Source organism: Neoroseomonas terrae, from assembly GCF_018129025.1.
In the GTDB taxonomy this organism is placed as follows: Bacteria; Pseudomonadota; Alphaproteobacteria; order Acetobacterales; family Acetobacteraceae; genus Neoroseomonas; species Neoroseomonas terrae.
Window position 1 is genome coordinate 125767 of the sequence record NZ_JAAEDI010000003.1, and the last position, 24106, is coordinate 149872.

Here is a 24106-nt window from a genome sequence, read left to right on the forward strand (position 1 = left end):
AGGCAGGACGCCTAACCAACGCAGCGACCCATTGCGCGCCCAAGGACAATCGCGGCAGGCGACCGCCAGGTTAATGACCACCATGAACATGACGGCCGGCAGCGGTCGTTCAGCCGCGCCTCCGCCCTGATCCCAACGCACAAGCGGCGGTTTCGGTGGGTTCGGGATCGAGGATGTCCTCTTCCCAGATATGCAGGACGCCGAGGGGAAGGCTCGAACGTGCGCGCAGTTTGGTGAGCGCGGCCGCCTCGATGCGCAGGCGCGCTGCTGCGAAGAGGGCCGGCAGGTCCGTGCTGCGGAGCGGAGCGTCCCCGCTGATGCCGAGCAGCGCCAGCCGGGAGATCGCGCAGCGCACCTCCATGCCATCCTCGGTCGACAGCATGAACAGCATGCGGTGGCCGTCCCAGCGCGGCGAGGCCCGCGTCATGGCCGCACCGCGCCATCGGCGGCCAAGACCGCGGCCAGCTCGGTCGGAGTGGTCGAATACGCCTGCAATAGCCGGCCGGAAGACAGACCCTGCTGCGCGATCGTCATGCTGGTTCGCCGCCAGGCGGGAAAGGAGAGCCCGTCCAGCATCTCCTCCTCGATATGCACCCGATAGCGGCCCGCCGGCAGCGGGTTAGGCCGGGCAGAGATCAAAAACGGGTAGCGGAACTCGACCAGTTCCGTCGTTGAACGGGATTCCATGGCGGTTCATCGAGTCAGACGATCGGCGCATGCGGTGGCGACGTCGGGATCGATGCTCGTGCCGCCGGCAGGATAGGTGGCGAAGCGACGTGCCAGCGCATTCCGGGCTGTCCAGTCAAGCCGAGCGGTATCCGGCGTGTCCGCGCGGGCCCGGCCGGCGCAATAGATCGCCTGCTGTTCGACGACGCCATTGTGCGCCAGGGTGCGGGCCGTGCTGGTGCGCATCTGAAAGCCGACCATCCCGGAGATGATTGGGCCGGCGACCAAGCCGGCGCAGAGCGCGAGGAGCAAGGGCTTGGCGCGAGCCCATCGCGCTGAGGCATCGGCGCGGAAGCGGGCGAAGGCGCTCGGCGTGGCGGTGGGCATGGACGTTCTCCTGGCGGCCATGTCATGCGGGGAGGGAGCCCGCATACCCCCCAAATACGAAAGAGGTATTTCGTATGAATGTGGGGAAATAAGCCGTTTCCAGAATTTGGTGAGTATTTTCTGAAATACAATGAGGCTTCAGAAGAAATTTTATGGCGCCGAGTTTAGATCAGGCACAGGCGATAAAGGCGCCCACATGCGCCCGAATGGAGAAACGCCAGCAGGCAGGCTTGCCGATCGACGCATTGCGCTTGTCGCGCGCAGGCCCATGTACGTCCGAGGCCCCTTCCCGACGATGCGAACGCGGATGCGCCTTCAACGGTGGCGCGCCGAGTCATCCGATCGATCCATTGCACCGCTTTTTATCGCAACGCTTTGCTGCAGTTGGCGCCGAGATAGCCCTGCGCAAGTGGACGCGCGACTAGCCCTGCTTGCTCCCATTCAGATCTGTGAGGATGTCCGATCGCCACGATGAAAGCCCTGTCCGTCCGACTCCTACTCGGCTGCGCCGGAGGCGCGAGGTCAGGCACCGCGACGCTGCTTGCGAAGTCCGTCGCGGTTCTGGTGTCGGCCATTGTCGTACTCCGAATGCTCAGCCTGGGATGACGGCATCTCCGACTGGCCAAATGGGCTCAACGCCGCTGAGTTGGCATTACTATACGCGCGCCGAGCAGAATACGGATTTCGCAGTACACATCCTTGGCGTCTCCGCCGCGATGGGCGCCTGCATCATGTTGAGCGTAGTGGGAAAGCCCGACGTCCCCCAGAAGTGCCGTCGCGCTGGGTCTCTACGCTGCAGGGCTCTTTGCGATGCTGGCTTGTTCAGCGCTGCCTCGATCACGCCGTGATCTTCGTCACGATCGCGGTTATCTACAGCCGCCTCGCGGTGCAGGAGCACCGCATGATCTTGCAGGCGGTCGATCGGAACGTTCCTGAATAACGCTTGGCCCGTGCGCTCAACATCGACATCAGCACGCGGCGACAGAAGAAGCGGGCTCTTCAAGGCATCTATCCGGAGGCTGTCGAGGTCCTGAAGGACAAGCCGATTTCGCTCAGCGTATTCTCCATCCTGCGACGTATGATGCCACTGCGACAGATGGAAGCTGCCGAGATGATGGTGGGCATGAACCGCTACTCGAAGGGCTATGTCCAGGCGCTGCTGGTCGCAACGCCAGAAGACCAACTGGTGCAGGACGGCAAGCCGAAGGCGCCAAAGGCGCTGACGCGGGAGCAGGTGGTTCTGATGGAGCATGAGACAGCGCAGCTCGACCGGGAGATCAAGGTCGCCGAGCAACCCTATGGTCCAGACCATCTGCGGATGGTGCTTGCGCGGACCTATTTGACGAAGCTCGTCGCGAATGTGCGTGTCGAGCGCTGGCTCCAGCAGCACCAACCGGAGATGCTGACCGAGTTTCGGAAGCTGGTGGATGGCCAAACGGCTGTCGCATAACGCCTGAGCGGCCGGGCGGGGCCGGCCACTGAGATGGGGACCCGGACCCGAAAGCGCTGGGACCGCCGGAGACGCTGCACGAGGGGCAGATCGAGGGCGGTGGTGGGGATGGCGGCGAACCCGCTGGTGCCCACCAGGTCGGCCGCCATAGGGCCGGCTGCATGGTTGGAGGCGGGTGCGGAGGTGACGGCGCCGCACCCGCCGCCCAGCTCACGGGATTCGCCGCTTCGCCACCTGTACCGACAGTGTTGCTGAGCCCAGGTCGAAGGTAGCAGCGGAGATGTTCCTGGCCATCACCCGCACGGTGTTGGTGGACCACGCGGCGGCGTCGAACTCGATGAATCGCGTCGATGAGGCGAGCGCCGCATAGGCAAGGTCCCCCTGCCGTGCGCCCGCGACGGTGACGTCGAGCAAGCTGGTCGCCCCGGGCGCCAGGCTCGGCAGGTCCCAAGACACCTCGGCCGCGAACTCTCGCTGCCCGACCGGCAGCGCTGGCGTGCCACATAGCAGCGCTGGTGCCGCCTCCGGCAGGCTGTAGAGCCGCAGCGCCTCGATTTCGATCTGCCCGTCGAAGCCGACGATGCCGATCTGCGCGAAAGCCACGCCGGCGCCGAGCCGCACCGTCATGCGCTTGTTGAGCGAGGCGTCGGCCATGGCCGCGCCACCAGTCCAGGCCTTGGACGGGACGTTCCACAGCAGCGTAGTGATCGAGGCCAGCGCGTCGCCGACGAGGTTCTCCCGCACATTCATCGCCGCATCGAAGCAGCGCACAAAGACGCGCCCGCCATCGGCGCCGCCAACGAGGGAATGGGCCAGGGCGAACTCCTTCGCCTGGGAGCACTCCATCACGAAGACCAACCCCCGCTGCGCGGCGAGCAGTAGACCGCGCCCGGTCGGCGTGATGTCGTCCAGCCCGTTGAAGGACAGGCCGGTGAGCGTGGTGGCCGAGGTGGTGGACGTGGCGACCACCGCCAGCCCCTCGACGCCGATCTCGGTCGCGCTGTGGCGGAAGGCCTTGGCACGGACAGTTGGCACGGACCCGAGCAGCCGCAGATGCCGCGACGCCGGCGCCCGGTGCCGGTTGAGCACCGTGTTCCCGCAACGGGTGGCGGTCGCCGTGTAGTCGATGCCGACCTGGTAGGTGTTGCTCCACGCCACCTCGTACTCGCAGTCCTGCGCCGCGGCGGTGTGGCGCGCGACGATCGGCGAGCAGGCCTCCATGCGCAGGGCGCGGCCGATGATCGCCGAGCCGCTCGTCTCGTTGAGGAAGGGGATGGCGACGTTCGGATCGAGCTGCCGCAGCTCGAAATTCGGCGCGTCGAACACATGCCGGTTGTGGTTGTTGTACGCGCCGTCCGCCTTGGATAGCCGGATTCCGAAGCGATCGATGGTGGGGTTGATCCCCGTCGCGATGGCGAAGTGCCCGCCATAGTAGCGGATGGAGGTGTTCCAGGCGGTGGCGGTGGCGCAGTGGATGTCGAGGCCGATGCGGTTGTTGAGGATGCGGCCGAGGTGAAAGGTGCTGTCCTCGACGCCGCGACCGTCGCCCAGCGTTCGCAGGCCGATGGTGAAGCCCGAGACCAGGCGCAGCTCGACCACCGAGGCGTCGATGTTGCGCACCAGGATGCCGATATCGGCCTCGTCGAGCCAGTCGGACTGAGTGGCGCGCACGACCTGCAGCCCGGCATAGTGCTTCTCGCCATTGCGGACGGTGCCGCCGTCGCCGAGGGTCAGGACGATCGCCGGGGCGATGCCGGTGTACCGGATGACGCCATGCATGATCAGCCCGCGGGCGCCGCCGCCGAGGGTGACACCGGCAGAGACGTTCCAGGTGCCGGGCGGGATGACCGCGAGTTTCTGGTCCGCCGCCGCGCGATCGAAGGCCGCCTGGATGGCCGCGCGATCGTCGGCGACGCCGTCACCGAGGCCGCCGAAGTCGGACGGCAGCACGGTCTCGCGGTCGCGCAGATACTTGGCGAGGCCGGTCTTGCTGACCGCGGTGTCGAGCACCAGCAGGTCGTCGATGCGGGCGGGCATGGGGGGGCTCCGGATCAGAGCGAGGTGCTGGCAAGTGGCGGCCGCGCAGACGCGATGCTCTCATCGGGTCCGACATCGTCTGCTTGGCGACCGGCGGCACCGCGCAGACCAGTGCCGCGATCGAGGAGTCCTCGGCTCTTAGGCTTGCTGCGAGAGCACCAAGCGATAGACCGCGACGAAGTGGCACCCTGCGGCGACAAGCACGAACAGGTGCCAGAGGGCATTGTGGTAGCGAAGCCGCGTCGACAGGTGCATGAGAACGCCGAAGCTGTAGAGCAGGCCACCCGCCGCGAGCAGAACCATGTCGGGCGTCCGCAGCGCATCGAGCAGTGGTCCGATCGCCGCCATGCCGGCCCAGCCAAGAACGAGGTAGGCGAGCACCGACAGGCGCTCGAAGCGGCCCGGCGCCAGGAATTTCACCGCGGCGCCCGCAACGGCGCCCGCCCATACGACGGTGAGGAGGCTCCAGCCCCATGTACCGGGGATGGCGAACACGACCACGGGAGTGTAGGTCCCGGCGATCATCACGAAGATCGCCGCATGGTCGAGCCGCCGAAGCCGGGGCCTCCAGCGGCCCTCCTTCACGAGATGGTAGAGTGCCGAGCTGCCGAGCATGGCGAGCAGCCCGATGCCGTAGAGACCCGCCACCGCGCTGACTAGGATGCTGCGCGACTGATGCCCGGCCATCACCAGCGCAGAGCAGGCGACGACCGCGGCGGACAGTCCGACCAGGTGGATGCCACCATCGGCCAGCTGCTCACCGCGGGTATAGACGCAGGTTCCGCTCATGGGGCGGGGATCCGCGACGCTGAACGTCGCGGAACCATCACAGGAAGCGCGGAAGCAGGTTCCGCGCGAGCAGGATCGTGCGATCGAGCGCGGCCTCGGAGAATTCACCCTGTCGAGCCGCGTTCGGGTGGCATCCATGCACGAGGAGATTGCCGGAGGCCTCGTCGCGGAACCACCAGAGGCTGGTGGCCTTGTCGTGTTCGCCGAGCCAGGCGGGCGCGCCATCGAGTGCCTCGCCAAGGATGCCGAAATCGTCGAGCGCGCCCACATAGACGAGGCTGTCCCGGAGATGTCCGAGTTCCTCTCGCAGCGCCGCCGCGCAGGCATGCTGCTGGCGCTCCACCAGTTCGGCGGGCCAGGTCTCCGGGCTGCCTGTGCTCCAGCCGATCTTGAGGAGGTTCGACCAGCCCCAACGGTCGGCGGTCGTGTCGTAGGAGCCACCGAGCAACCCCCGCGTCAGCCGGTCCAGGAACAGCCACACCGGCGTATGCGCCCTTGCGTGCGGCCCACGATCGCAAAGCCGGGCAGCCCTCTCGTGGCAGGCCTCGTATGTTTGCTCGCGGTCCGCGCCGTAGGGACCGTCGGTCCCGGCGCCGATCCAATAGATGCCGCGCCTTACGGCGAGTTGATGGCCGGACCACGGGAGAAAGAGACCCGCGACGCCTGCCTGATCTGAAGTCGCTGATGCAAATCCCTGATCGACGAGTTGCCTGCGGACTTGTGCGAGGCGCTCGAAGGTCGGGCGCGCCATGAAGGTCGTCATTGGTCGCACCTCGACGAGGGAATTCTCATGCGGTGGCATATCGGTGAGATCGACGCTTTGCGCTTCTCTGCCGCGCGCCATTGATGTCCGCCGATAGCGCCCATCTCCGCGCATGCGGCGCAAACTCCATAATCGTTCTAGATGGTGACGCGAGGCGCTGGGAGAAGCCCTGATCGATGCAGCTGGCTGCCTGAACTTGACGGTCGGCGAGATAGGTCGGGCCTGGGTGCCGGCACCGCGGCCGACGAACGCCTACGGGTCAGAGCGCCGTCGCTGTCACCGGCCCGACCAGGGCGGAGACGTTGCCCTCGGCCGAGACGGCGCGCAGCCAGTACCAACGGGTGTCGCCGGCGCTGAGGCCGGTGCGGTCCCAGAAGAGGCTGGTCGGTTCGTCCGGCAGCTTGGTCGCCGCGGCGAGGCTGTTGGAGCTGGCCTCGAACACCTGCAGCCGCACGGCATCGGCCGGGAACCCGCCGGACAGACGGATCCCACCGGCGATCCCCGTCGCCGTGGGCGCCGTCACCACGGCCGGGACGAGGGCCTGCCGCCAGCCCGACACCGCCCCGCTGCGCGCCACGGCGCGCACCCGGAAGCCGGTCGGCTCGGCGGTGGGGATAGCGGCGGCGGTCGCACCCAAAGACCCACCATAGCCCTGCCAGGCCGCGACGGAGGCCGGCAGGAACTCCACCTGGTAGCCGGCGAGGTGCGAGGAGCCGACCGCGGCCCAGGCCAGGGAGAGGACGGCAAAGGCGGTCGTCGTCGACGTCTCCACCGTGATGCTGGCGGGTGCTGCGATGACGCCCGGGTTGGGCAGCACCACGGCGGGGTTCGATCCGGTGGCGCGCTCATCGACCGCCGGGTTCCAGTCCCACACCGCGGCGTCCTCCTCCTCCAGGGTGAGATCAACGCCGCCCTGGGCGGCCAACGACCAGGCGGTGACCCGCGCCGGGAAGGGCGTGAGGCGGTCGAGGGCGACGGTCGCCGCCTCCCACGGCCGCAGGCGCAGCGCCGAGAGGTTGGCGGGGAAGGCCACGGTGCGCTGGCGGCGGTTGCGCTCCAGTTCGACCTTCATCAGCCGCTGCACGGTGCTAGGGGACGGCAACGGCCAGGCTGTCGCCCGGCTGGATGAAGTTCCGCATGAAGGATCTCCTGAAACGCGAAGGGCGGCCCGAAGGCCGCCCCGCGCGTCATGCTGTGGTGATGCAAGGGATCAGGTGCCCGGGTTGAACCAGGCGCCACGCCAATCGATGGCGCCGACGCCGAAATCGAAGATCACGCTGACCTCGATGCCGTCGACGCCGGAGACCGGCCCGGTGGTGACCTGCGGCCCCTCCGCGCCGTTCAGGTAGCCATAGACATAGACCGGCGCGCTGAGCGGGTCGGAGAAGAGGTACCAGCGATTGTTCTGGATCAGCGGCTCGACCAGCGGCTGTACGAAGCCCGCATAGACATTGGCGTTGCTGGTCTGCGTCGCGGCCACGCTGACGGTCAGCTGCCGGGCCGCGAGCTCCTGGTTCGGCCCGACCACCAGCCGCATCGAGGAGCCGACCGCGATCGGCAGCCCGTCGAGGGTCTTTTGCTCCATGATGGCGGCGCGGCCAGCGGCCAGCCCTCCGAGGTCCAGCACCGAGCCGGACGAGGCCTTGTTGGCGCGCGCCGCGGCGGTGCCGAATACCGTGGCGTTACCGGTGGTGAGCGTCGGGCCATCGCCATTGCCGAGGTTCAGCAGGCCATAGGCGGTGGCATTCTCGAAGTCCGCGACGCGGCGACCAATCGCCGCGGCGAAGTCGGTGAAGGCGCCGAGATCGTCGTTCACCAGCATCGGCCGGGTGACACGGATCCGGCGGGCGAAGGTCTGGAGCAGGACGATTTCCTGGCTCTCGGACATCGTCCCGGCCTGGATCTCGCCATTCTCCAGCAGCGGCAGCAGCGTCGGGAAATCGCCGACGCGCAGATGCCGGTGCGGCTTGAAGTCGCGGAAGTCGCGGCGGAGGAAGATCTGCCGGTAGGTCGGCTGCGCCGGCTGGTAGGCGGCCAGCAGCATCTTGTTGGCCGCGGCGGAAAGCAGCAGCGGAAAGTCGGAGGTGGTTTGGAAGGCGCGTTCGGCGAGCAGCGTCGGGTTGCGCGGCACGCTGCGCTCGCCGCGGGCGCGCAGGAGCTCGCCCACCATGTCGGAGGGGCGCCAGCCCATGAATTCGGCGTGGCGGCCGGACCGACCATTCTCCCCCTGGGGCGGCAGGTAGCCGGGCATGGATCGCGCAGCGAGCGCCTCGGCCATGGCGTCAATCAGCATGGCGGGATCCTCGTGACCGGGACCGGTCTCCGGCCGCGCGGGAACGGTCGGCCGCGGGCTGCCTGCCACCAGCGCATCGAACAGGGCGCGGCGGACCTGATCGGCGCTCCAGCCACGCTCCACCGCCTCGGTGCGGATCGGCGTGATCCGCTCGGGGGGCAGCAGGGCACGGGCGGTCTCGATCGCAGCGTCGATGCCGATGATGCGCTCGCGCTCGGCCCGCTGGGCTTCGGCACGGACCGTGTCGAGGTCGGGCGCCGAAGCACGGGTCAGCGCGGGCGCGGCGGCGCTGGGCGGGGTGGGCACGGTGGTCTCCTGGGGCGGGGTGACGGTGGGCGACGCGGCAGGCGGCGCCGACGGGGCAGCAGCCGGCTCGGCCGGCGTCGTCTCGGGCATGGTGGGTTCCTCGATGGGCAGGGCAGGTTCGATGGCGATGGTGGGCGCGCCCTGTGGCGCCTCGCCTCGCACGGCGGCGTCCCGATCCACGGGGATCGGCACGACGGAAATCTCGAAGGGCTCCCAATCCACCGCGCGGTGGACGGTCTCGCCCGAGCCGGCATCCGGTCGCGGCTCGTAGCGGTGCACCCGGTAGCCGACGCTGACCGCCCGCAGCGTGCCGTCGGCGATGCGTTGCCAGACCGGCTCGACATCGGCCGCGGTGGAGAATTGCAAGGTCGCGTAGCCGCGGCCGCGCTCCAGGCGAGCAGCGGTGACCCGGCCCAGCACATCCCGCGCGCCGCCGCGGCGATGGGTGTCCAGCACGGGGGCGTTGCCGGAGCGGAGCGCGGCCATCCGCACGGCGTTGGGCGACATCTCCAGCTCTTCGGTGATCAGGCCGAGGGCGGGGACGAAGTTCCGGGCGCGGGCGCCGGTGGACCACACCACCTCGACGGTGCGGGCAGCCCGGTCGACGGTGGCGGGCGCGGCGAGCGCGCGCTGCGCCAACACGGGCACAGCAGGGATGTCCGGCGCGGGGTCGGCCCCGCCCGGTTCGGTCGTCTCGGTCATGCTGGATCCTGTGACGGCGCCGCTACGGCGCGGCGTAGCCCTGGGCGTTGAGGTAGATTTGCGCCCCGGTGGTGATGCAGGCGACGTTCATCGCCGTCGCCGCCGTGCCCTTGAGCGGGGTCGGGAAGGTGATCTCGACCGGCGCCGGCATCGCCGCCGGCAGCAGCTGCCGCCAGATCACCGTGGCGCCGTCCTTGATCACCACCTCGGTCGCGACCGAGGCATGGGCGTTCCGGACGTCGATGGAGGTGACGTAGTTTCGGACGCCAGCAGCGGCCGCGGCTTTGATGGGCACGTCCGTGGTGCTGGAGATGCCGCCCGAGGCGGCCGCGTATTGCCAATCCGCCTCGGGGATCGAGAAGGGCTTGTTCACCAGGGCGCCGATCAAGGTCGCCATCAGATCGACGCCGCGGCCGGTGGTGACCGAGGTCGGGTTGGCCGAGAGGCCGGTTGCCGCCAGCACCGGCACGGCGCCGGAGGTGTTGCGAGCCTGGCCACCGACCGCGGTGACGCTGGGCGCCACCGAGCTTAGCACGTTCACCCCCAGCCCCTGGCCGGCGACGGATTGGCCGCGGCCGGCGGTGATCTCCGTTGTCAGCTCGGCATAGTCGGCGATGGTGACGAACTGCACCTTCACATCGGTGCTGGAGGCGGGGGCCAGGTTGCGGCTGACCGTGGCCCAGCCGGTGTTGACGTAAGCCCCCGTGAAGGCCGAGCCGACCAGGTCAAAGCTATTGGTGTCGATCACCGTTATGGTGAAGCTGCCATTGGCGCCGGGCACGCCCGCCACATCGGCCAGCGTCACCACATCATTGGTGACAAAGCCGTGGGATGCCCGGGTGATCCGCACCAGGCCGGAGCCGTTGTTCGCCACCGCTGAGATGCCGTTGAGGAACTGCCGGTTGCGCACCCGGATCCGCAGGCGATAGGCGGCGGTGGGGTCCGGGATCTGCTGGTGGCGGACATAGGAGTTCGACCGGGCCGCCGTGTTATCGATCAGCCGGCCGCGGAACCAGCATTCGTCATTGGTCGGCTCGATCTCCAGCACCGACCAGCCGGTCGAGGCGGTGGTCGGGATGGTCGAGCCGGAGGCGCTGACCAGCCTTGGCGCCCCCTCGCTGGCCACCTCGTAATTGGCGAGCGTCGCGCTGGTGCCGTCGAGCCGCCAGGCGGCGATGCCGCGGCCATCCGGCTCGTTGGTGGCGGGATCGACGCTGACGAGCTCGAGCCAGACGGATTGGCCGGCAATGCGCTGGCTCAGGTTGAGCGCGACCATGACCCGCACCGGCACGGTGAAGCTCGCCCGCGTGGCGATGATGATCTCGTCGTCGAGCACCGTGCCGATGGAGACCGTCAGCGTGCCGTCGGCGACGGTCATCGCCATGCCGCTGCCGGTGGCGATGACCTCCCAGCGGGCCGCGTTCAGCGCGGTGCCGTTGAAGCTGTCCCGAAACTTCTTCTGCATGCTCTTGATCTTGAGCATGTCGTCCGTCCAGTCGTAGGCGCCGGCGGTCATGGCTGTGCTCCTGTGGCCGGTGCCGGTTCGGGCCGCGGGGGCGCTGCGGCGCCGGTGGCGGCGATTTCGATGGCGGCGAGCTGCGCGGCGTCCTGGGCGGCGCCGGATTTCGCGACCCGGCGCGGATCGGTGTCGAGCGAGATGCCGGCCTCGTCGAGCAGGGCATTGGCCTCGCGGATCATCTCGACGGCCTGGCGGAAGTCGTAGCCAAAGGCGCCGGCGGCCTCGGGCTGCGGCACGAAGCCGGCGCGCACCTGGGCGATCAGCGCGGTGGTGTCCTTGAGCGGGTCGATCATCTCGTGGGCCGGCGGGACATGGCTGACGCCATCCGGCATCTCGGCACCCCACAGGCCGAGCAGCGCCCCCTGGGCGTGGAAGCGGTCCGCGATGGGCCGCACCAGCATGGGGATCAGCATGCCGTATTGCACCTGCTCGCAGAGCCGGCGGAACTCGATTTTTCCCGCGCGCAGGGACGAGTAGTTAGCCTGGGTCAGATCGCCGGAGACCTGGTCGTAGGTGAGGCCAGCGCCGACGGCGGCCGCTTCCAGCGCCCGGCGGGCGAAGGCGGCGTGCGATCCGCCGCCGGAGGGATTCACCACCTCCACGCTGCCCATGCCGCGGCGATAGAGGATCATCCCCGGCTCGAAGCTCTCGACGGCGCGGCCCTGGGCATCGCGGAGCAGGCCGGATGCCGCACCCGTCAGCGCCTCGTCACCCTCCTCGGTGACCACGGCGGCCAGGCAGGCCTCGATCTTGGCTTTCATCAGCAGCGCGGCCTCGTAGTCGCCAAGATCACGCAGGCGGAGCAGCACCGGGGCGAGCCAAGAGATGTCGCGCAGCTGGCCGGGCCGGCGCTTGCGGTAGAGGTGCAGCACGTCGCCGGCCGGAACGCGGTCGCTGGCCAGCCCCCCGCCGGGCAGCAGCCACGCCGCGCCGGGATGCAGGCGGTGCAGCCAGTAGCCGATGGGCGCACCGGCCTCGCCGAGTGCGATGCCCTGGATGGTCGGCGCGCCCTCCACCATGCCGTTGCGCGCGGTGTCGAGGTGGTCCGCCTCCAGCACCTGCAGCCGCAGACCGATCGGGTTCGCCGGCGACGGAGGGACCATCAGGAAGCGGACGAAGCATTCGCCGCTCTCGACCACCGCCCGCATCGCCAGCGCCTGGAGACCGTAGAGATCGAGCCGCCCCTCGGCGTCGCAGGCGGTGCTCTCGGCCCAACGCCGCCAGGCATCGGCGTGGCGCTGGTCCGGCCAGCGGGTGGTGATGCCAGCGCCGACCGCGTTGCCGGTCCAGAGATCGACGATGCGGCTGGCATAGGGATCGTTGCGGACGGCATCGCGGGCACGCCGAGCGACCGTCGCTGCAGCCAAACCGACCTCGACATTGGCGCTGCCGCCAGACGGCGCCCAGGCGGAAGCGCGCTGGTCCTGCGCGGCCGCGTAGCCGCGTACCGCTCGCCAGGCGGTCCGGAGACGGTCGAACATCCCGGGATCTCCACTGGAAGCCGGCCCAGAGAGGCCTTAAGTAAGACCTGCGAAGACGGCGGTATTACAGGAGTGCCCCATGGCCACGACGGTCACGACCAAGGGTCAGGTCACCATCCCCAAGGAGGTCCGCGACCTGCTGGGTATCAAGCCCGGCAGTGCCGTCACCTTCGAGGTGGCCGAGGACGGCCGCGTGGTGCTCAACAAGGCTGGACGGCGCGGCCCACCGGCACGGCCCCCGAGCCGCTTTGCCAAGCTGCGCGGCACTGCCACCGCTGGCATGACGACTGAAGAGATCATGGCACTGACCCGCGGCGAGGAATGAGGTGACTCTCGTCGACACCAACATCCTGCTCGACCTGGTCACCAACAACACGACCTGGGCTGACTGGTCACAGCGACAATTGGAAGCTGCCGCCGTGCGTGGGCCGGTGGTGATCAACGACGTGGTCTATGCCGAGCTCTCCGTGGGCTTCCTCCGCATGGAGGAGGTCAATGACCTCCTCGCGGCGGCTCAGGTGGAAGCCGCACCGATTCCTCGCGAGGCGCTGTTCCTGGCTGGCAAGGTGTTCCAACGCTATCGGGCCGGCGGCGGAACGCGCACAGGCGTGCTGCCGGATTTCTTCATTGGTGCGCATGCGGCGGTGGCGCAGCTGCCGTTGCTGACCCGCGATGTCCGCCGCTACCGCACGTATTTTCCGACCGTGCAGCTGATCGCGCCCATCGACTGAACATCACACTTCCCATCAAAGAGTGCCGTCTCGCCCAAAGCGGGCCAAGGTAACGGAGGGACGGCGCGTGGTCGCGGCTTCTGCCCCGCGCAGCACGGCAAGCGCCCGGCCGAGTTCGTCGAGGCTGCGGTACTCCACGGTTCGGCCATCGAAGGTCACGCGGGTGGTGCCGCCCGTAAAGGCCGCGGCGAGCGCCGCGGCGCGGCTGCCGGCGGGCTGCGCCAGTGCCCAGGCGAGGACGGTCGGGTCCATCGTGTCCTCCCTGTTCAGCGCAGCCAGTTGCTTCGCGGCGCAAGCCAGCCGCGCGGGCGACGGGTGTCGGGGGCGGCCTGTGGAGATGGCGGAGCAACATCCCCTGCGGCGGAAACGTCGGCTGCCGGCAGCGACAGCGCATCCACCATCCGCGCCCAGCGTCCGTCGCCCCAGCCATCCATACCGAGCGCCGCAGCCGCGGCACGCGCATAGACCCGGCAGTCGAGCGCCTCATTGCGTTCGCGGGTCTTCACCCATTCGAGCCGGCGAAAGCCGTTGCGGGCCGCGCGCGCGACCAGCTGCTCGGCGGTGAGCTGGCGGCAGAACTCCTCGCCTGCGGCATGCAGCGGCAGGTGCACGTAGCCGGCGGGGAACGGATCGCCGCTCTCCTCCGTCGGCCGATCGAGCTTCAGCCAGCCATAGGTCTCGGCCTTCAGGAAGGACGAGCCCACCGGCCAGACCTTCAGCCCGCCGAGTTTTCGGCCGTTCCGCCGCACCTCCGTCGCCGCCGGCTGGCCGATCGCAGCGCGCAGCCCGTCCTGGCCCTTCACGGCGATCGCGCGGCCGGCCCCGGCCCGCCGCACGAAGGCATAAACCTCCGCGGTGGTCATGCCGTCGCCGCTGTCGATCGCCGCCATGGCGATGGGCAGGCGATGGCCACTGGCATGCCGCCAGGTCTCACCCAGCAGCTGCCGCGCCTCCTCCCACACCGCCGCCTCGAACGGGTTCCCCGCCAGCACACGGGGCTCGACCAGCCAGGACTGCCGGTCCTGGCCCCAGGCCCAGAGGCTGGCCTCGAGCCGATCGCGCTGCACGTCGACGCCGGCGGTGAGCAGCAGCCCGCCCATCGGCACCGTGCCCGCGGGCCAGTGCTCGCGGCGATCGTAGAGCCGCTGCCAGTCCGGCGCCTCGCCGGCCTCCTGCCAAGTCTCGCCCAGCACGGTGTTGCGGAACGTCTTGATCGCCCGGTCGTCGCCCTGCGCGGCCAGCCAGAGGCGGACGATCTCGGACCAGGGCATCCAGCCCGGCGGCGAGTAGAGCGCCGAGATGTGGAAGCCGATGGCGTGCGGGTCGGCCGGCGTGGCGGTGGCCCGCCACTCTCCGGCGGCCAGCATCGCCGCCTTGTGCTGCTCGCCGATCGCGCGATCGCAGGCCTCGCAGAGATACCGTGCCGTGTCGGGTTGCCCCTCGTCCCAGACCAGCCGCTCGAACCGCAGGTGCTGGCGATGGCCGCAATGCGGACAGGGCACGAAATAGCGCCGCTGATCGGACGCCAGGTATTCGCGCTCGATCCGCGACAGGCCGGCGATGGTCGGCGTGCTGACCAGCAGCATTTTGCGCCGCCAGCCGAAGGTCCGTGCCCGGGCCTCGGCCAGCGCGATCGGGTCGCCCTCGCCCTCGACGTCGCCGGGATAGGCGTCGATCTCGTCGAGGAACAGGAAGCGCGCCGACATGGAGCGCAGGCCGACCGCGCTGTTCGCCCCGGTCATCACCAGCTGGCCGCCAGGAAATTCCTTCGAGAGCTGGCGGTTGCCCGAATCCCTGCTGCGCGCAGGCGCGACCCGCTCCCGGATCGCTGGCGTCTCCTCAATCAGCGGATCGATGCGCTGGTCCGAGAAGCGTTTTGCGAGTTCGGTGGTCGGCTGCACCGCGAGCATCGGCCCGGGCGCATGGTGGATGACGTAGCCGATCCAGTTGTTGCCGCACTCGGTCCCACCGACCTGCGCACCCTTCATGAAGACGACGCGGCGCGCCGGATGGGCCGGCGACAGCGCATCCATGATCTCGCGCAGATAGGGCGTGCGCGCCGTGCGCCAGGGCCCGGGCTCAGCGGAGCCACGGCTGCCGAGCATACGGTGACGGTCCGCCCATTCCGAGACCAACAGCGAGGGCTCCGGCGCCATGCCGTCGCGCCAGGCTTGCAGGATCTCGGCATCGCCATCGAAGCGGCCGAGTTCCTCCAGGAGATGCTCGCCCGCCATCAGCCGACGCTCACCCGGACATCGTGCCGCGCGGCCAGATGCTGGCGGAGCCGCGTGTCCATCATCGTCTGCAGCTGATGCACATCGACGCCGAGCTCGGCCGCCATCTCGGCAGCCACACGGGCCGGCCAGGCGAGGATGGCGTCACGTTCCTCCTTGGCGAGGCGGTGCACGAGCAGCAGCGCGCGCGCCTTGTCGACCAGCTTGCCCTTGCGCTCGTCGAGCCGCAGCCGGCGTTCCTGCGCTTTCAGCACCTCGTTCGCCGTGCGCGCATCGTGGAAGGTGTTCTGGGCCGCGCGCGGCAGCGGATCGGCGGCCGGCGGCACCGTGGCGATGGGCGCCGGCGCGGCAGGACGCGGTGTTGCCGGCGGTGCCGGCGCCAGCGTGGCCGTCTTCCGGACGGGATCGCTGCTCTCGGCGAGACCGGCGCGGACCTTCTCGACGTCCCAGGCGCCGTCGGCCTCCGGCGCGATGCGCCTGGCCCGCTGCGCCTTCTGCAGAGCCGTGTGGGAGATGCCAAGGCGGCGCGCCACCTCGCGCTGCGAGGCCACGCGGCCCGGCTGCGCGGTGGCGATCATGATGTGATCGAGATCCCTCGAAGATAGCAATCACCGTCGCGCCGATGGCGCTTGGCTCAGCCCCCGCCGCAGCGCGAATGGTCCGTCACGCGCGGAGCATCGCGCAGCAGACGGAGAGCACGATGACCGACCGCGAAGCCCGCGCCGCCCGCAACCAGCAGAAGAGCCTGGCCGTCTTCCTCGCAAAGAAGGCCGAGTTCGACACTCTCATCGCGGAGCTCCAGCAGGCCAGCGCGGACCATTTCGGCGCGGACCCCGAGACGGTGCTCTGGGCCGAGGCGGCCTGGCTTTCTGACGCCACCGCGAAGCTGAAGGACATCGCGGATCAGCATTTCCACCGCGGCGAATACGCCTGCTGAAGCGGCTGGCTCCCGCACCCGCCCCGACCGGCAGCGCCGGCGGGGCTCCCGGCAGTAGGGGCCGATGGTCGGCGCCCGGAACCGGAGAACACCATGATGACCAAGCTTTCCGACACCCAGCGCGTGATCCTGAGCGCCGCCGCACAGCACGAGATGGGCTTCGCCCGCGCGCCGAAGACCCTGCCGGCCGCGGCCCGCAACGCGGTGTTCCGCAGCCTGATCAAGAACAACCTGCTCACCGAGATCAACGCGCCGCGCGAGCATGTCGGTCTCGGCTGGCGCCAGGATGACGACGGGACCTGGATCGTGGCGCGCATCACCGACGAAGGGCTCCGCGCCATCGGCATCGACCCGAATGAGGGCGACGCGCCCGCCGACACGGCGCCGAAGGGCGAGGACGCCGCCGCCGAGGGGGATGCCCCCGCGGAGGAAACCGAACCCGTCCAGGGCGCACCCACACCCGCCCCGCGCGCGAGCCTGCGCGACGCCGCCGCGGCGGTGCTGGCCGCCTGGGACGCCAGCCCGGCGCAGGACGCCACCGACAACCCGATCAGCCGCGCGATCGAGATGCTGCGCAGCAGCCTCGCCGGCAAGCCGCCCCGCGCGCCGCGCGAGCCCGGCGCCCCGCGCAAGCCGCGCGAGGGCACGAAGCAGGAGACCGTGCTGGCGATGCTCCGCCGGGAGGAGGGCGCGACCATCGCGCAGATCTGCGAGGCGACCGGCTGGCAGGGTCACACGGTGCGGGGATTCTTCGCGGGCCTCAAGAAGCGCCAGGGGATCGAGGTGAAGGTGCTGGAGCGGGTGCGCCAGGTCGGGCCGAACAAGGAGGGCGCGAAGGGCTCCTTCACCATCTACCACCTGCCGGCCTGACGCGCGCCGGCCACGCGAATCACGCCGCCGCCCGCACCCCGCGGGTGGCGGCGACGTCGTCGAAGACCCGCTCCTCCCCCGCCAGCACGGCTGCGCGGCCGGTGAAGGTCTGCCAGCGCCGCACGGCGACATCGACATAGCGGGGATCAAGCTCCATCGCGTAGCAGATGCGCCCTGTCGTCTCCGCGGCGATGATGGTGCTGCCGCTGCCGGAGAACGGCTCGTAGACCTCATCACCCGGCGCACTGTTGTTCACGATCGGCCGGCGCATGCACTCGACCGGCTTCTGCGTGCCGTGCACCGTCGCCGCGTCCTCGTCGCCGCCCGTGCTGATCGGCCAGAGCGTCGCCTGGTCCCGAGCGCCCTGCCAGTGTCCGGTCGCGCCTTTGCGGACGGCGTAGAGGCAGGGCTCGTGCTGCCAATGGTAGTCGCCGCGCCCGAGCACGAAACGCGACTTCGCCCAGACGATCTGGCTGCGGACCACGAAGCCCGCTGCATCGAGGCTCTCGATCACTGTGCGCGCATGCACCCCGGCATGCCAGACATAGGCAACGTCGCCTGGGAACTGCGCCCAGGCCTCGCGCCAGTCGGCGCGGTCGTCATTCGCCACCTTGCCGGTGCGCATCGTGGCCGACACGCCCGCCTCGTTCCGCCATTCGGGGTCGTAGTTCACGCCATAGGGCGGGTCGGTGATCATCAGGTGCGGCCGTATGCCGTCCAGCAGCCGGGCCACATCGCTGGCACTGGTGGCATCGCCACAGAGGAGGCGGTGCGGGCCGAGCAGCCAGAGGTCGCCGGGCCGGGTGACAGGAGCTTCCGGCGGCGCCGGCACCGGGGCGTGCGGATCCCCGGTGGGTGCGGCCGGCGCATCTGACGGCGCCTCGCCCAGCAGGCGATCGAGCGTCCCGCCGTCGAAGCCGATCAGCCCGAGGTCGAATTCATCGGTGCGCAGCGCGCGCAGCTCGGCCGCGAGCAGGGTCTCGTCCCAGGTGGAGGTCAATGCCAGCTGGTTGTCGGCCAGCCGAAAGGCCCGCGCCTGGGCCTCGGTCAGGTGTCCGAGCCGGATGGCAGGGACCTCCTCGAGGCCGAGCGCCTTCGCGGCGAGCACGCGGCCATGGCCGGCGATGAGCACGCCGGCATCATCCACCAGCACCGGCACGTTGAAGCCGAACTCGCCGATGGAGGCGGCCAGCTGCGCCACCTGCTCGGTCGGATGCAAGCGGGCGTTGGCGGCATAGGGCGCGAGCGACGCCACCGGCATCATCTCGACGCGGAGGTCAGGCAGCATCGGACAGACCCTCCGCGCGTTCCACGGCGACAGCATCGTAACCGCGACCGTCCTCGGCCAACGTCACGGGCAGGTCGGGATGGAGCATGCGCCAGCGCGCGACCGCCAGGTCGACATAGGCCGGCGCGAGTTCGATCGCGCGGACGCGCCGCGCGGTGCGCTGGCCGGCCAGGATCGTCGTGCCGGAGCCGCCGAAGGGCTCGAACACGATGTCGCCCTCGTCCGTGTAAGCGCGCATCAGGAAATCGGGCAGCGCCACCGGGAACACCGCCGGGTGCTCCGTCTCGATGCCCCGACCCTTGTGCCGGGTGATGCGCAGCACGCTGTCCGGAATCCGCATCTCCTGCACTGGCAGGCCGGCATGCTGGTATTCCGAGATGGTGCCGTCAGCAGCGCGCAGCCCGCTGCCCTTGTTCGGCGTGCCGGCCCATTTGCAGGGGACGATCTTGTTCGCCTGCCGGGCTTGCCGGTTGAAATGGAAGATGAACTCGAAGGCGGGCGCGAGGCGGCCGTTCCAGTCACCGGGCAAGCCGGGCCCCTGGTCCCAGGTGTAGAGCCCGAAGCGCCGCCAGCCGCGGGCGCGCATCCAGTCGAGCCATTCCTGCCAATAGGGCTGCCATTCGTTGTCTCGGTGAATCAGACCGAGGTTCACCAGCACCTGACCATCCGGCCGCATGGTCGCGTCGAGATGCTGGAACACGCCCTTCATCAGCGCATCCCAATTCGTGCCGCCGCCGGTCGTGTAGTCGCGCTGATTTCCGTAGGGCGGACTGGTGAAGAGCAGCGCCGTGCGATCCTCCGCCATGACGCGCGACATGGTGGAGCGGTCGGTGCTGTCGCCGCAGAGCAGGCGATGTTCGCCGAGCAACCAGAGATCGCCAGGGCGGGTCACAGCCTGGCGCGGTGGCTCCGGCTCCGCATCCGCGGGGTCCTCCGCCGGCTCGTCGGCATTCGTGCTCGGCTGGTTGCCAGAGGCGGGTTCGGCACCGCTGGCAACCGCTGGCGCCGGCAGGTTGCCGGCCTCGGTTTCCAGCCCGGCCAGCAGTCGTTCGATCTCGGCGCCGTCGAAGCCGGTCAGCGCCAGGTCGATGCTGCCCATCTCCTGAAGCTTCGCGACCTCGGCGGCGAGCAGCGCTTCGTCCCAGCCGGCACTCAGCGCGATGCGATTGTCGGCCAGCCGATAGGCGGCCTTCTGCGCGTCGGTCAGGCCGGCGCGGACGATGGTCGGCACGGTGTCGAGGCCGAGGGACTTCGCGGCCAGCAGCCGACCGTGGCCGGCGATGACCTCGCCGCGCTCGTCGACCAGCACCGGGGCGACGAAGCCGAACTCGAGGATGCTGGCGGCAATCTGCGCCACCTGCTCGGCGGCATGCGTGCGCGCATTGCCGGCATAGGGCAGCAGCGCGGCGAGCGCGCGCGCCTCGACGGCGCTCGCAGACCATGGCGCCTGGGGCATCTGCACCTGCGTGATCGTGGAATGGTGGCGGGCGCGGCTGGCAACTGCGCGACGCTGGCAACCTGGAAAACGGGCCTGGCGCTAGGAACCTTGCGCGCTTCCGCCCCCCGCATACGCCGGGCCCAGGAAGGACCCTGCGGCTCGCGAGCCACTGTCTCGATTGAGCGACGCTGTGGCTGGCGAGCCGCGGTGCAGAAGGCTGCACCCGCAATTCGTCATCGTGGGGAGAGTCTACGAGATGTGGATTCCGCTCCGCCAGCGGGTGAATTGTAACAGAAGATCGTAGTATCTGCTCGCCCCCATGCGCGATCCCCTGAGCCCGGATTCTATCAGGCTGCGTTTAACCCCAGAGGCGCACGGACCCCGCGTTGTAGAACGTGACCGACAATGGAAAGCGGCTTCCGCGCCTTGTTTTGCGGAGTTGTATCAAGGCGTTCGCATTCGCAATCGCCTCCTGGTTAGCTCGAGATTTCGGATCCCCGTAGAGGCCGACGAGGACGTGCTCCAATCCTCCGCTGGCGATGCTGCGGAGGACATGGTTGTCGTTCTCCGCGAGAGAATGACCGAAGATCACCAACGCGTTGCCGGCCGGCTTACAGCACGACTCGAAGCTGCGGAGCGCTTTGTGGAGGTAGGCGTTGTGTAGGATGCGGGCCCGCTTGCTGGCGCTGGTGCCCTCCGCGACAAAGAGCGGGTACCGGTCTTCGTCGAGAGCCTTTCGGATCTGATCGACGATTGGGATGTCCGTCTTCGACCACGTATACTTCGTGATCTCAGTTCCCCTGTCGAACAAGTGCAGCGCGCCGTGCAGATAGTGGACGGTCGGTGAGTTCGCTTGCTGCCACGAGACGTAGGGTTGGTCGGGATCGTCTTCGGGGTGCCGGAAGCCGTCGTCCGGGCGCAGCTTGAGCTCGTCGACCTCGTCCTGCATCAAGGTCCAGTACAGAAGCACGTCGTAGTTCAGCGTAAATATGTGCTCGAAGCGCGCCAGGAATCTGCGGCACGCGGCATACTGCGCAGGCATTATGTCGTAGGGTCGGTCTGGATGGCGTCGAGCCACCGCCGCGACCAGGGCATCCTTGATGGCGGCTGCATCACGCCTCAGACTCGCTGCCAGCTTGGTCAGCTTTGGTCGGTAGACATCCACGACGGTCGCAGCGTCCTGCAGGTGGCGGATAACGATCTCGAAGTCCTGAGTTCTCAGTGCTTCAAACAGGGCCGGCACATGAGGCGCGGCGCTGAAGTCAGCGTTCTCGTAGAGGGAGCCGTAGGAGAAAATGTCAGGTTTCAGCGCGATGCTGAAGCCATTGCCAAGCAGCAGATGGCGATGTTTGGCGCGATCGATCTTCCGGATTGCGGTCTCGAAACTGGCTACTTCAACTTTGGCCAAGGCCATGTCCCCACGAATCGGTGCGGGAACGCATCATACATCCTGAATCCGCTGCTATGGGAACATGGTGCCTTGTCCCGGCGGCTCCTTGCGCCTGCGCGCGCGATGCTCAGCCCGTGTCTTGGCGAAGCCCTCCGCAACCAGCTGTGCGTGCGCGTCGGCGAAAATCTGCAGCATCGCCTCTGCATCTGCTTCGTCCGGAATGCTGAGATCACCGATCTCATAGGGACGGACAACGCGGCGACCATCCGCCGTTTCCCTGAGGTCGAGGATGGTCAGTCCGACGTCCTCGTAGTCGCTGTCCTTGGCCTTCAGCAGGAAGAGGCGCTGCAGCATGCCAAGCTGCGCGGCGGAGGGAGCACCGCCGCGCCGCGTCTGGAGCCATACGAGGCTGGCGCGACCACTCTCGACCACTAGGAGGTCGGCCGCGATCCTGACCGCAAAGCCGGCGAGGAAGTCGAAATGCCATGTGGGAGCGTCGTGGGTCGCAATCGAACGACCTTCGGCGAAGTGCCACAGGGCTTCGACGACCTCGGCGTTGGCATCCCTGCCGAGCGGCCGACTGGCGGCCCGGCACTGCCGAACCAGCACGTCGAGTGGCATCTCGCGGCTGAGCGCGAACCGGGCCGCCGCCCTAGCCGGGTCGTTGGAGAACGCTGCAGGGCCGCCGAGAAGCCAACGGCGGTAGCTTCGAGCCATGTCCGTCGGCGAGGTGCGGGGGAGCCGGACCAAATCGTGCGCTGGGGGGACGGGGAATCGCTGCATGTATCATGCCTTAGCACAGAGCCGCCGCCGTCGCGCAAGTTCATCCCGAAATACCAACGAGGTGGAACGGAGATGCACTTGACGCGCGATTCGCTTCAAGCGTTCTGATGGGAGGCGGCCACCCTTTGGAAGTGCTTCCGAATGGCATCGTGGGGAATCCGCATGCCGAGCGTAACCTTGCGATTCGGCGCATTCCAGACAGCGTCCCATGGGCCACCGGGGGCGTGCGTCATCTCCGACAATTCGAATGCGTGTATGTGTCCGTAGGCGGACAGGATGTCGCCGAGGAAGCGCTGGTCATCGGTGTCCAGATTAGGCTTGACGATCTCCCGAACCTGAAAAATCGGGTCGAGGCGAGTCGCGCGCTCTGTCACCGGCTTGGCCCCGGCTTCCCGCAGGGACTCCCACACGAGTCGGAGCACGGGTCCGTCCTTCCACGCCTCGAACTCCTGGCGCACCAGCGGCTTTCCATGCCGGGCAAAGTACCAGCCGTGCGCGTAGTAAATGATCTTATGGACAGCCATGTGGGTGAGCGGGATGCCCCGCTCGCTCGCTAGGTCGAGAAGGGCATTTGCTATCGCGCGCGCGTCGTACGTCACGGATGCCTCCCTCTCTCGGTCCCAGGATCTGCGTTGGGGCGGTTGGCCGCTCCCGCCCTCCCTTTGTCAAGCCCATAGTGCCACGCTAAGACGCCGAGCGCGGCGACGAGCATGCCCTGCGCCTGGGCATGCCCAACGTTGCGCCCGCCCCAGCCCTGACGCAGCGCCCACTCGCGCACGGAGCGCTCAAGGCCGATGACGTGCCAGGCACAGGAGCCGGCCGCGCTCTCAAAGCCGCCCAGCGCCGTGATGGCGTGCGCGACCTGCTCGCGTGCCGCGACCTGGCGATCGGTGAGGGAATCGCCAGAGCCACCGGGAACGCGGATCAGTGGCATCGCACGCAGCTGGTCGAGCGCCGCAACACGGAACTGCCGCCGGAACACGGTGCCGGCGTCGTGCATCTCCTGCGTGATGGTGCCGTTGGCGAGCATCTGGCCGAGGGTGTCGACCGTGCGGCGGTGCACCACCGGCAGGCCAGTCTCGGGATCGGCCTCGCGCATCGGCTCCCCCACCGGCCCGTGCTGCAGCCGCCACTTCGAGGGCATTGCCAGATCCTCGCCCTTCGGCTTCGCGGCTCTGGTCCTGCGCTTACCGGCCATGGTGGTTCTCCCCGTTGCGTCGGCCCCAGCGCCGGTTGGCCTCGTTCGTGATCGCCTGGCGCAGCCAGGGATCCAGGACGTCGTCCACAGGAATGGCCGCCACACCGTGCCGATGCCACGCGGCGGCGCGCATGGCGTTGACCTCCGTGTCGCTGGTCGGGCTGCGCGTGCCGCGGTTGAGGCAGGAGCGGGGCGCCAGCGGTGCACCGTGCATGCTCATGCGCGGCCTCCCGTGGGCTCGGTCGCCCAGAGCAGCAGAGCGATCGCGTCTGCCTCGTTGTCGTCAGCCGGGGCGAAGCCGCGGGCCCTCATCGCCGCGATCATCGCCGCCTTGTCGGCATTGCCCTTGCCGGTGGCGTAGCGCTTGATGGTGCCGACCGGAACGCCCTCGTAGGGGACGCCGTGCTCCTCGCACCATGCGGTCAGCACGCCGAGGAAGCCGCCGTAGATGTGCGCCGCATCGGTGCCTGCATGCGCACGGACTTCCTCGAACACGATCCGCGCCATACCGCCGGACAAGGCGGCGACCTCAGCCAGCCATCCGCGGAAGCGCAGGAAGCGCATGCCCCCACCCTCGAAGCGGGTTGGCTTGAAGGTGATGGTGCCGGAGGTGATGCCACCGTCGCGCGACTGCAGCGCCCAGCCGGTGGTGGTGCCGAGATCCAGGGCGAGCACGGCATGGTGCGCCAGGCTGATCGATGGCGGGAGCGCGATGGGCGGACCGCTTGCATGCGCGCCGGGCATGGGGAGAGTCGCAAGAGCCATGATGGTCTCCGAGAGGGGATGATCGCGGTGAGGGCGGCGACGGCGCGGTTCTTGGCGGAGCACGCCGTCGCTGCCCGGC

Annotated in this window: 26 protein-coding genes; 5 read left to right on the plus strand and 21 right to left on the minus strand. The window is 68.9% G+C overall.

What is annotated here, in order from left to right; all coding sequences use genetic code 11:
• Positions 1-109: 109 nt before the first annotated feature.
• The 3 genes from GXW78_RS03280 to GXW78_RS03290 are packed head-to-tail and all read right to left on the minus strand — an operon-like array spanning position 110 to position 1053.
• On the minus strand, positions 110-391 hold the full coding sequence (locus GXW78_RS03280) for a DUF1488 family protein (RefSeq protein ID WP_211866022.1): 282 nt from the start codon (positions 389-391) through the stop codon (positions 110-112).
• A gap of 32 nt (positions 392-423) precedes the next feature.
• Positions 424-687, minus strand: a complete 264-nt coding sequence (locus tag GXW78_RS03285; RefSeq protein ID WP_211866024.1) for a hypothetical protein — start codon at positions 685-687, stop codon at positions 424-426.
• Positions 688-693: 6 nt separating this feature from the next.
• Positions 694-1053, minus strand: coding sequence for a hypothetical protein (locus GXW78_RS03290; protein WP_211866025.1), 360 nt, complete (start codon positions 1051-1053; stop codon positions 694-696).
• A gap of 943 nt (positions 1054-1996) precedes the next feature.
• Between GXW78_RS03290 and GXW78_RS03295 the strand changes: the two genes are divergently transcribed.
• The gene (locus GXW78_RS03295) at positions 1997-2503 is read left to right on the plus strand and encodes a plasmid partitioning protein RepB C-terminal domain-containing protein (RefSeq protein WP_211866026.1); all 507 of its coding nucleotides are present in this window, start codon (positions 1997-1999) and stop codon (positions 2501-2503) included.
• Positions 2504-2713: 210 nt separating this feature from the next.
• Here the strand turns inward: GXW78_RS03295 and GXW78_RS03300 are convergent, their stop codons facing one another.
• The 7 genes from GXW78_RS03300 to GXW78_RS03330 all read right to left on the minus strand — a co-directional run bounded on the left by GXW78_RS03300 (position 2714) and on the right by GXW78_RS03330 (position 12393).
• Positions 2714-4540 (minus strand): pectate lyase family protein, encoded by a 1827-nt coding sequence (locus GXW78_RS03300; protein WP_211866027.1) that lies wholly within the window; start codon positions 4538-4540, stop codon positions 2714-2716.
• A 138-nt stretch (positions 4541-4678) separates the two neighbouring features.
• Positions 4679-5329: a PAQR family membrane homeostasis protein TrhA gene (trhA, locus tag GXW78_RS03305; protein ID WP_211866028.1), complete on the minus strand. Its 651-nt coding sequence runs from the start codon at positions 5327-5329 to the stop codon at positions 4679-4681.
• Between the two features lie 37 nt (positions 5330-5366).
• Positions 5367-6080 (minus strand): hypothetical protein, encoded by a 714-nt coding sequence (locus GXW78_RS03310; RefSeq protein ID WP_211866029.1) that lies wholly within the window; start codon positions 6078-6080, stop codon positions 5367-5369.
• 271 nt (positions 6081-6351) lie between these two features.
• Entirely contained in the window at positions 6352-7176 is an 825-nt protein-coding gene (locus GXW78_RS03315) for a phage tail protein (RefSeq protein ID WP_211866030.1), read from the minus strand.
• Between the two features lie 126 nt (positions 7177-7302).
• Positions 7303-9393, minus strand: coding sequence for a prohead protease/major capsid protein fusion protein (locus GXW78_RS03320; RefSeq protein ID WP_211866032.1), 2091 nt, complete (start codon positions 9391-9393; stop codon positions 7303-7305).
• Positions 9394-9415: 22 nt separating this feature from the next.
• On the minus strand, positions 9416-10909 hold the full coding sequence (locus tag GXW78_RS03325) for a ubiquitin-activating E1 FCCH domain-containing protein (RefSeq protein WP_211866034.1): 1494 nt from the start codon (positions 10907-10909) through the stop codon (positions 9416-9418).
• A complete protein-coding gene (locus tag GXW78_RS03330; RefSeq protein WP_211866036.1) occupies positions 10906-12393 on the minus strand; it encodes a phage portal protein in 1488 nt (495 codons plus the stop codon). Before GXW78_RS03330 ends, GXW78_RS03325 begins: the two co-directional genes overlap by 4 nt.
• A gap of 79 nt (positions 12394-12472) precedes the next feature.
• Here GXW78_RS03330 and GXW78_RS03335 point away from each other — a divergent pair, with 79 nt between their 5' ends.
• Together GXW78_RS03335 and GXW78_RS03340 are read left to right on the plus strand one after the other, a co-directional pair.
• Positions 12473-12718 carry an AbrB/MazE/SpoVT family DNA-binding domain-containing protein gene (locus GXW78_RS03335; protein ID WP_211866038.1) on the plus strand — a complete coding sequence of 82 codons (246 nt, stop codon included), beginning with the start codon at positions 12473-12475 and terminating at the stop codon, positions 12716-12718.
• Position 12719: 1 nt separating this feature from the next.
• A complete protein-coding gene (locus tag GXW78_RS03340) occupies positions 12720-13124 on the plus strand; it encodes a type II toxin-antitoxin system VapC family toxin (RefSeq protein WP_211866040.1) in 405 nt (134 codons plus the stop codon).
• Between the two features lie 15 nt (positions 13125-13139).
• Here the strand turns inward: GXW78_RS03340 and GXW78_RS03345 are convergent, their stop codons facing one another.
• The 3 genes from GXW78_RS03345 to GXW78_RS27765 are packed head-to-tail and all read right to left on the minus strand — an operon-like array spanning position 13140 to position 15936.
• Entirely contained in the window at positions 13140-13376 is a 237-nt protein-coding gene (locus tag GXW78_RS03345; protein ID WP_211866042.1) for a phage head-tail joining protein, read from the minus strand.
• Positions 13377-13390: 14 nt separating this feature from the next.
• Positions 13391-15358 (minus strand): phage terminase large subunit family protein, encoded by a 1968-nt coding sequence (locus GXW78_RS03350; protein WP_211866044.1) that lies wholly within the window; start codon positions 15356-15358, stop codon positions 13391-13393.
• The gene (locus GXW78_RS27765) at positions 15358-15936 is read right to left on the minus strand and encodes an elements of external origin (protein ID WP_246521820.1); all 579 of its coding nucleotides are present in this window, start codon (positions 15934-15936) and stop codon (positions 15358-15360) included. Before GXW78_RS27765 ends, GXW78_RS03350 begins: the two co-directional genes overlap by 1 nt.
• Positions 15937-16058: 122 nt before the next feature.
• Between GXW78_RS27765 and GXW78_RS03360 the strand changes: the two genes are divergently transcribed.
• Both GXW78_RS03360 and GXW78_RS27770 read left to right on the plus strand, forming a co-directional pair.
• Positions 16059-16295 (plus strand): hypothetical protein, encoded by a 237-nt coding sequence (locus tag GXW78_RS03360; RefSeq protein ID WP_246521821.1) that lies wholly within the window; start codon positions 16059-16061, stop codon positions 16293-16295.
• Positions 16296-16388: 93 nt separating this feature from the next.
• Positions 16389-17165: a DUF3489 domain-containing protein gene (locus tag GXW78_RS27770; RefSeq protein WP_246521822.1), complete on the plus strand. Its 777-nt coding sequence runs from the start codon at positions 16389-16391 to the stop codon at positions 17163-17165.
• A 19-nt stretch (positions 17166-17184) separates the two neighbouring features.
• Here GXW78_RS27770 and GXW78_RS03370 read toward each other — a convergent pair whose 3' ends face one another.
• The 8 genes from GXW78_RS03370 to GXW78_RS03405 form a co-directional block, all read right to left on the minus strand.
• The gene (locus tag GXW78_RS03370) at positions 17185-18453 is read right to left on the minus strand and encodes a site-specific DNA-methyltransferase (RefSeq protein ID WP_211866046.1); all 1269 of its coding nucleotides are present in this window, start codon (positions 18451-18453) and stop codon (positions 17185-17187) included.
• The gene (locus tag GXW78_RS03375; RefSeq protein WP_211866048.1) at positions 18443-19909 is read right to left on the minus strand and encodes a site-specific DNA-methyltransferase; all 1467 of its coding nucleotides are present in this window, start codon (positions 19907-19909) and stop codon (positions 18443-18445) included. The genes GXW78_RS03370 and GXW78_RS03375 overlap by 11 nt, the downstream gene beginning before the upstream one ends.
• A gap of 340 nt (positions 19910-20249) precedes the next feature.
• A complete protein-coding gene (locus GXW78_RS03380) occupies positions 20250-21305 on the minus strand; it encodes a DUF4917 family protein (RefSeq protein WP_211866050.1) in 1056 nt (351 codons plus the stop codon).
• 48 nt (positions 21306-21353) lie between these two features.
• Positions 21354-21902 carry a hypothetical protein gene (locus tag GXW78_RS03385; RefSeq protein WP_211866052.1) on the minus strand — a complete coding sequence of 183 codons (549 nt, stop codon included), beginning with the start codon at positions 21900-21902 and terminating at the stop codon, positions 21354-21356.
• A gap of 257 nt (positions 21903-22159) precedes the next feature.
• The gene (locus GXW78_RS03390; protein WP_211866053.1) at positions 22160-22663 is read right to left on the minus strand and encodes a Panacea domain-containing protein; all 504 of its coding nucleotides are present in this window, start codon (positions 22661-22663) and stop codon (positions 22160-22162) included.
• Positions 22660-23262: a DUF6456 domain-containing protein gene (locus GXW78_RS03395; RefSeq protein WP_211866055.1), complete on the minus strand. Its 603-nt coding sequence runs from the start codon at positions 23260-23262 to the stop codon at positions 22660-22662. Before GXW78_RS03395 ends, GXW78_RS03390 begins: the two co-directional genes overlap by 4 nt.
• The gene (locus tag GXW78_RS03400) at positions 23252-23482 is read right to left on the minus strand and encodes a hypothetical protein (RefSeq protein WP_211866057.1); all 231 of its coding nucleotides are present in this window, start codon (positions 23480-23482) and stop codon (positions 23252-23254) included. Before GXW78_RS03400 ends, GXW78_RS03395 begins: the two co-directional genes overlap by 11 nt.
• Complete coding sequence (locus GXW78_RS03405; protein WP_246521823.1) at positions 23479-24006, minus strand: crossover junction endodeoxyribonuclease RuvC; 528 nt, start codon at positions 24004-24006, stop codon at positions 23479-23481. Before GXW78_RS03405 ends, GXW78_RS03400 begins: the two co-directional genes overlap by 4 nt.
• Positions 24007-24106 lie beyond the last annotated feature (100 nt).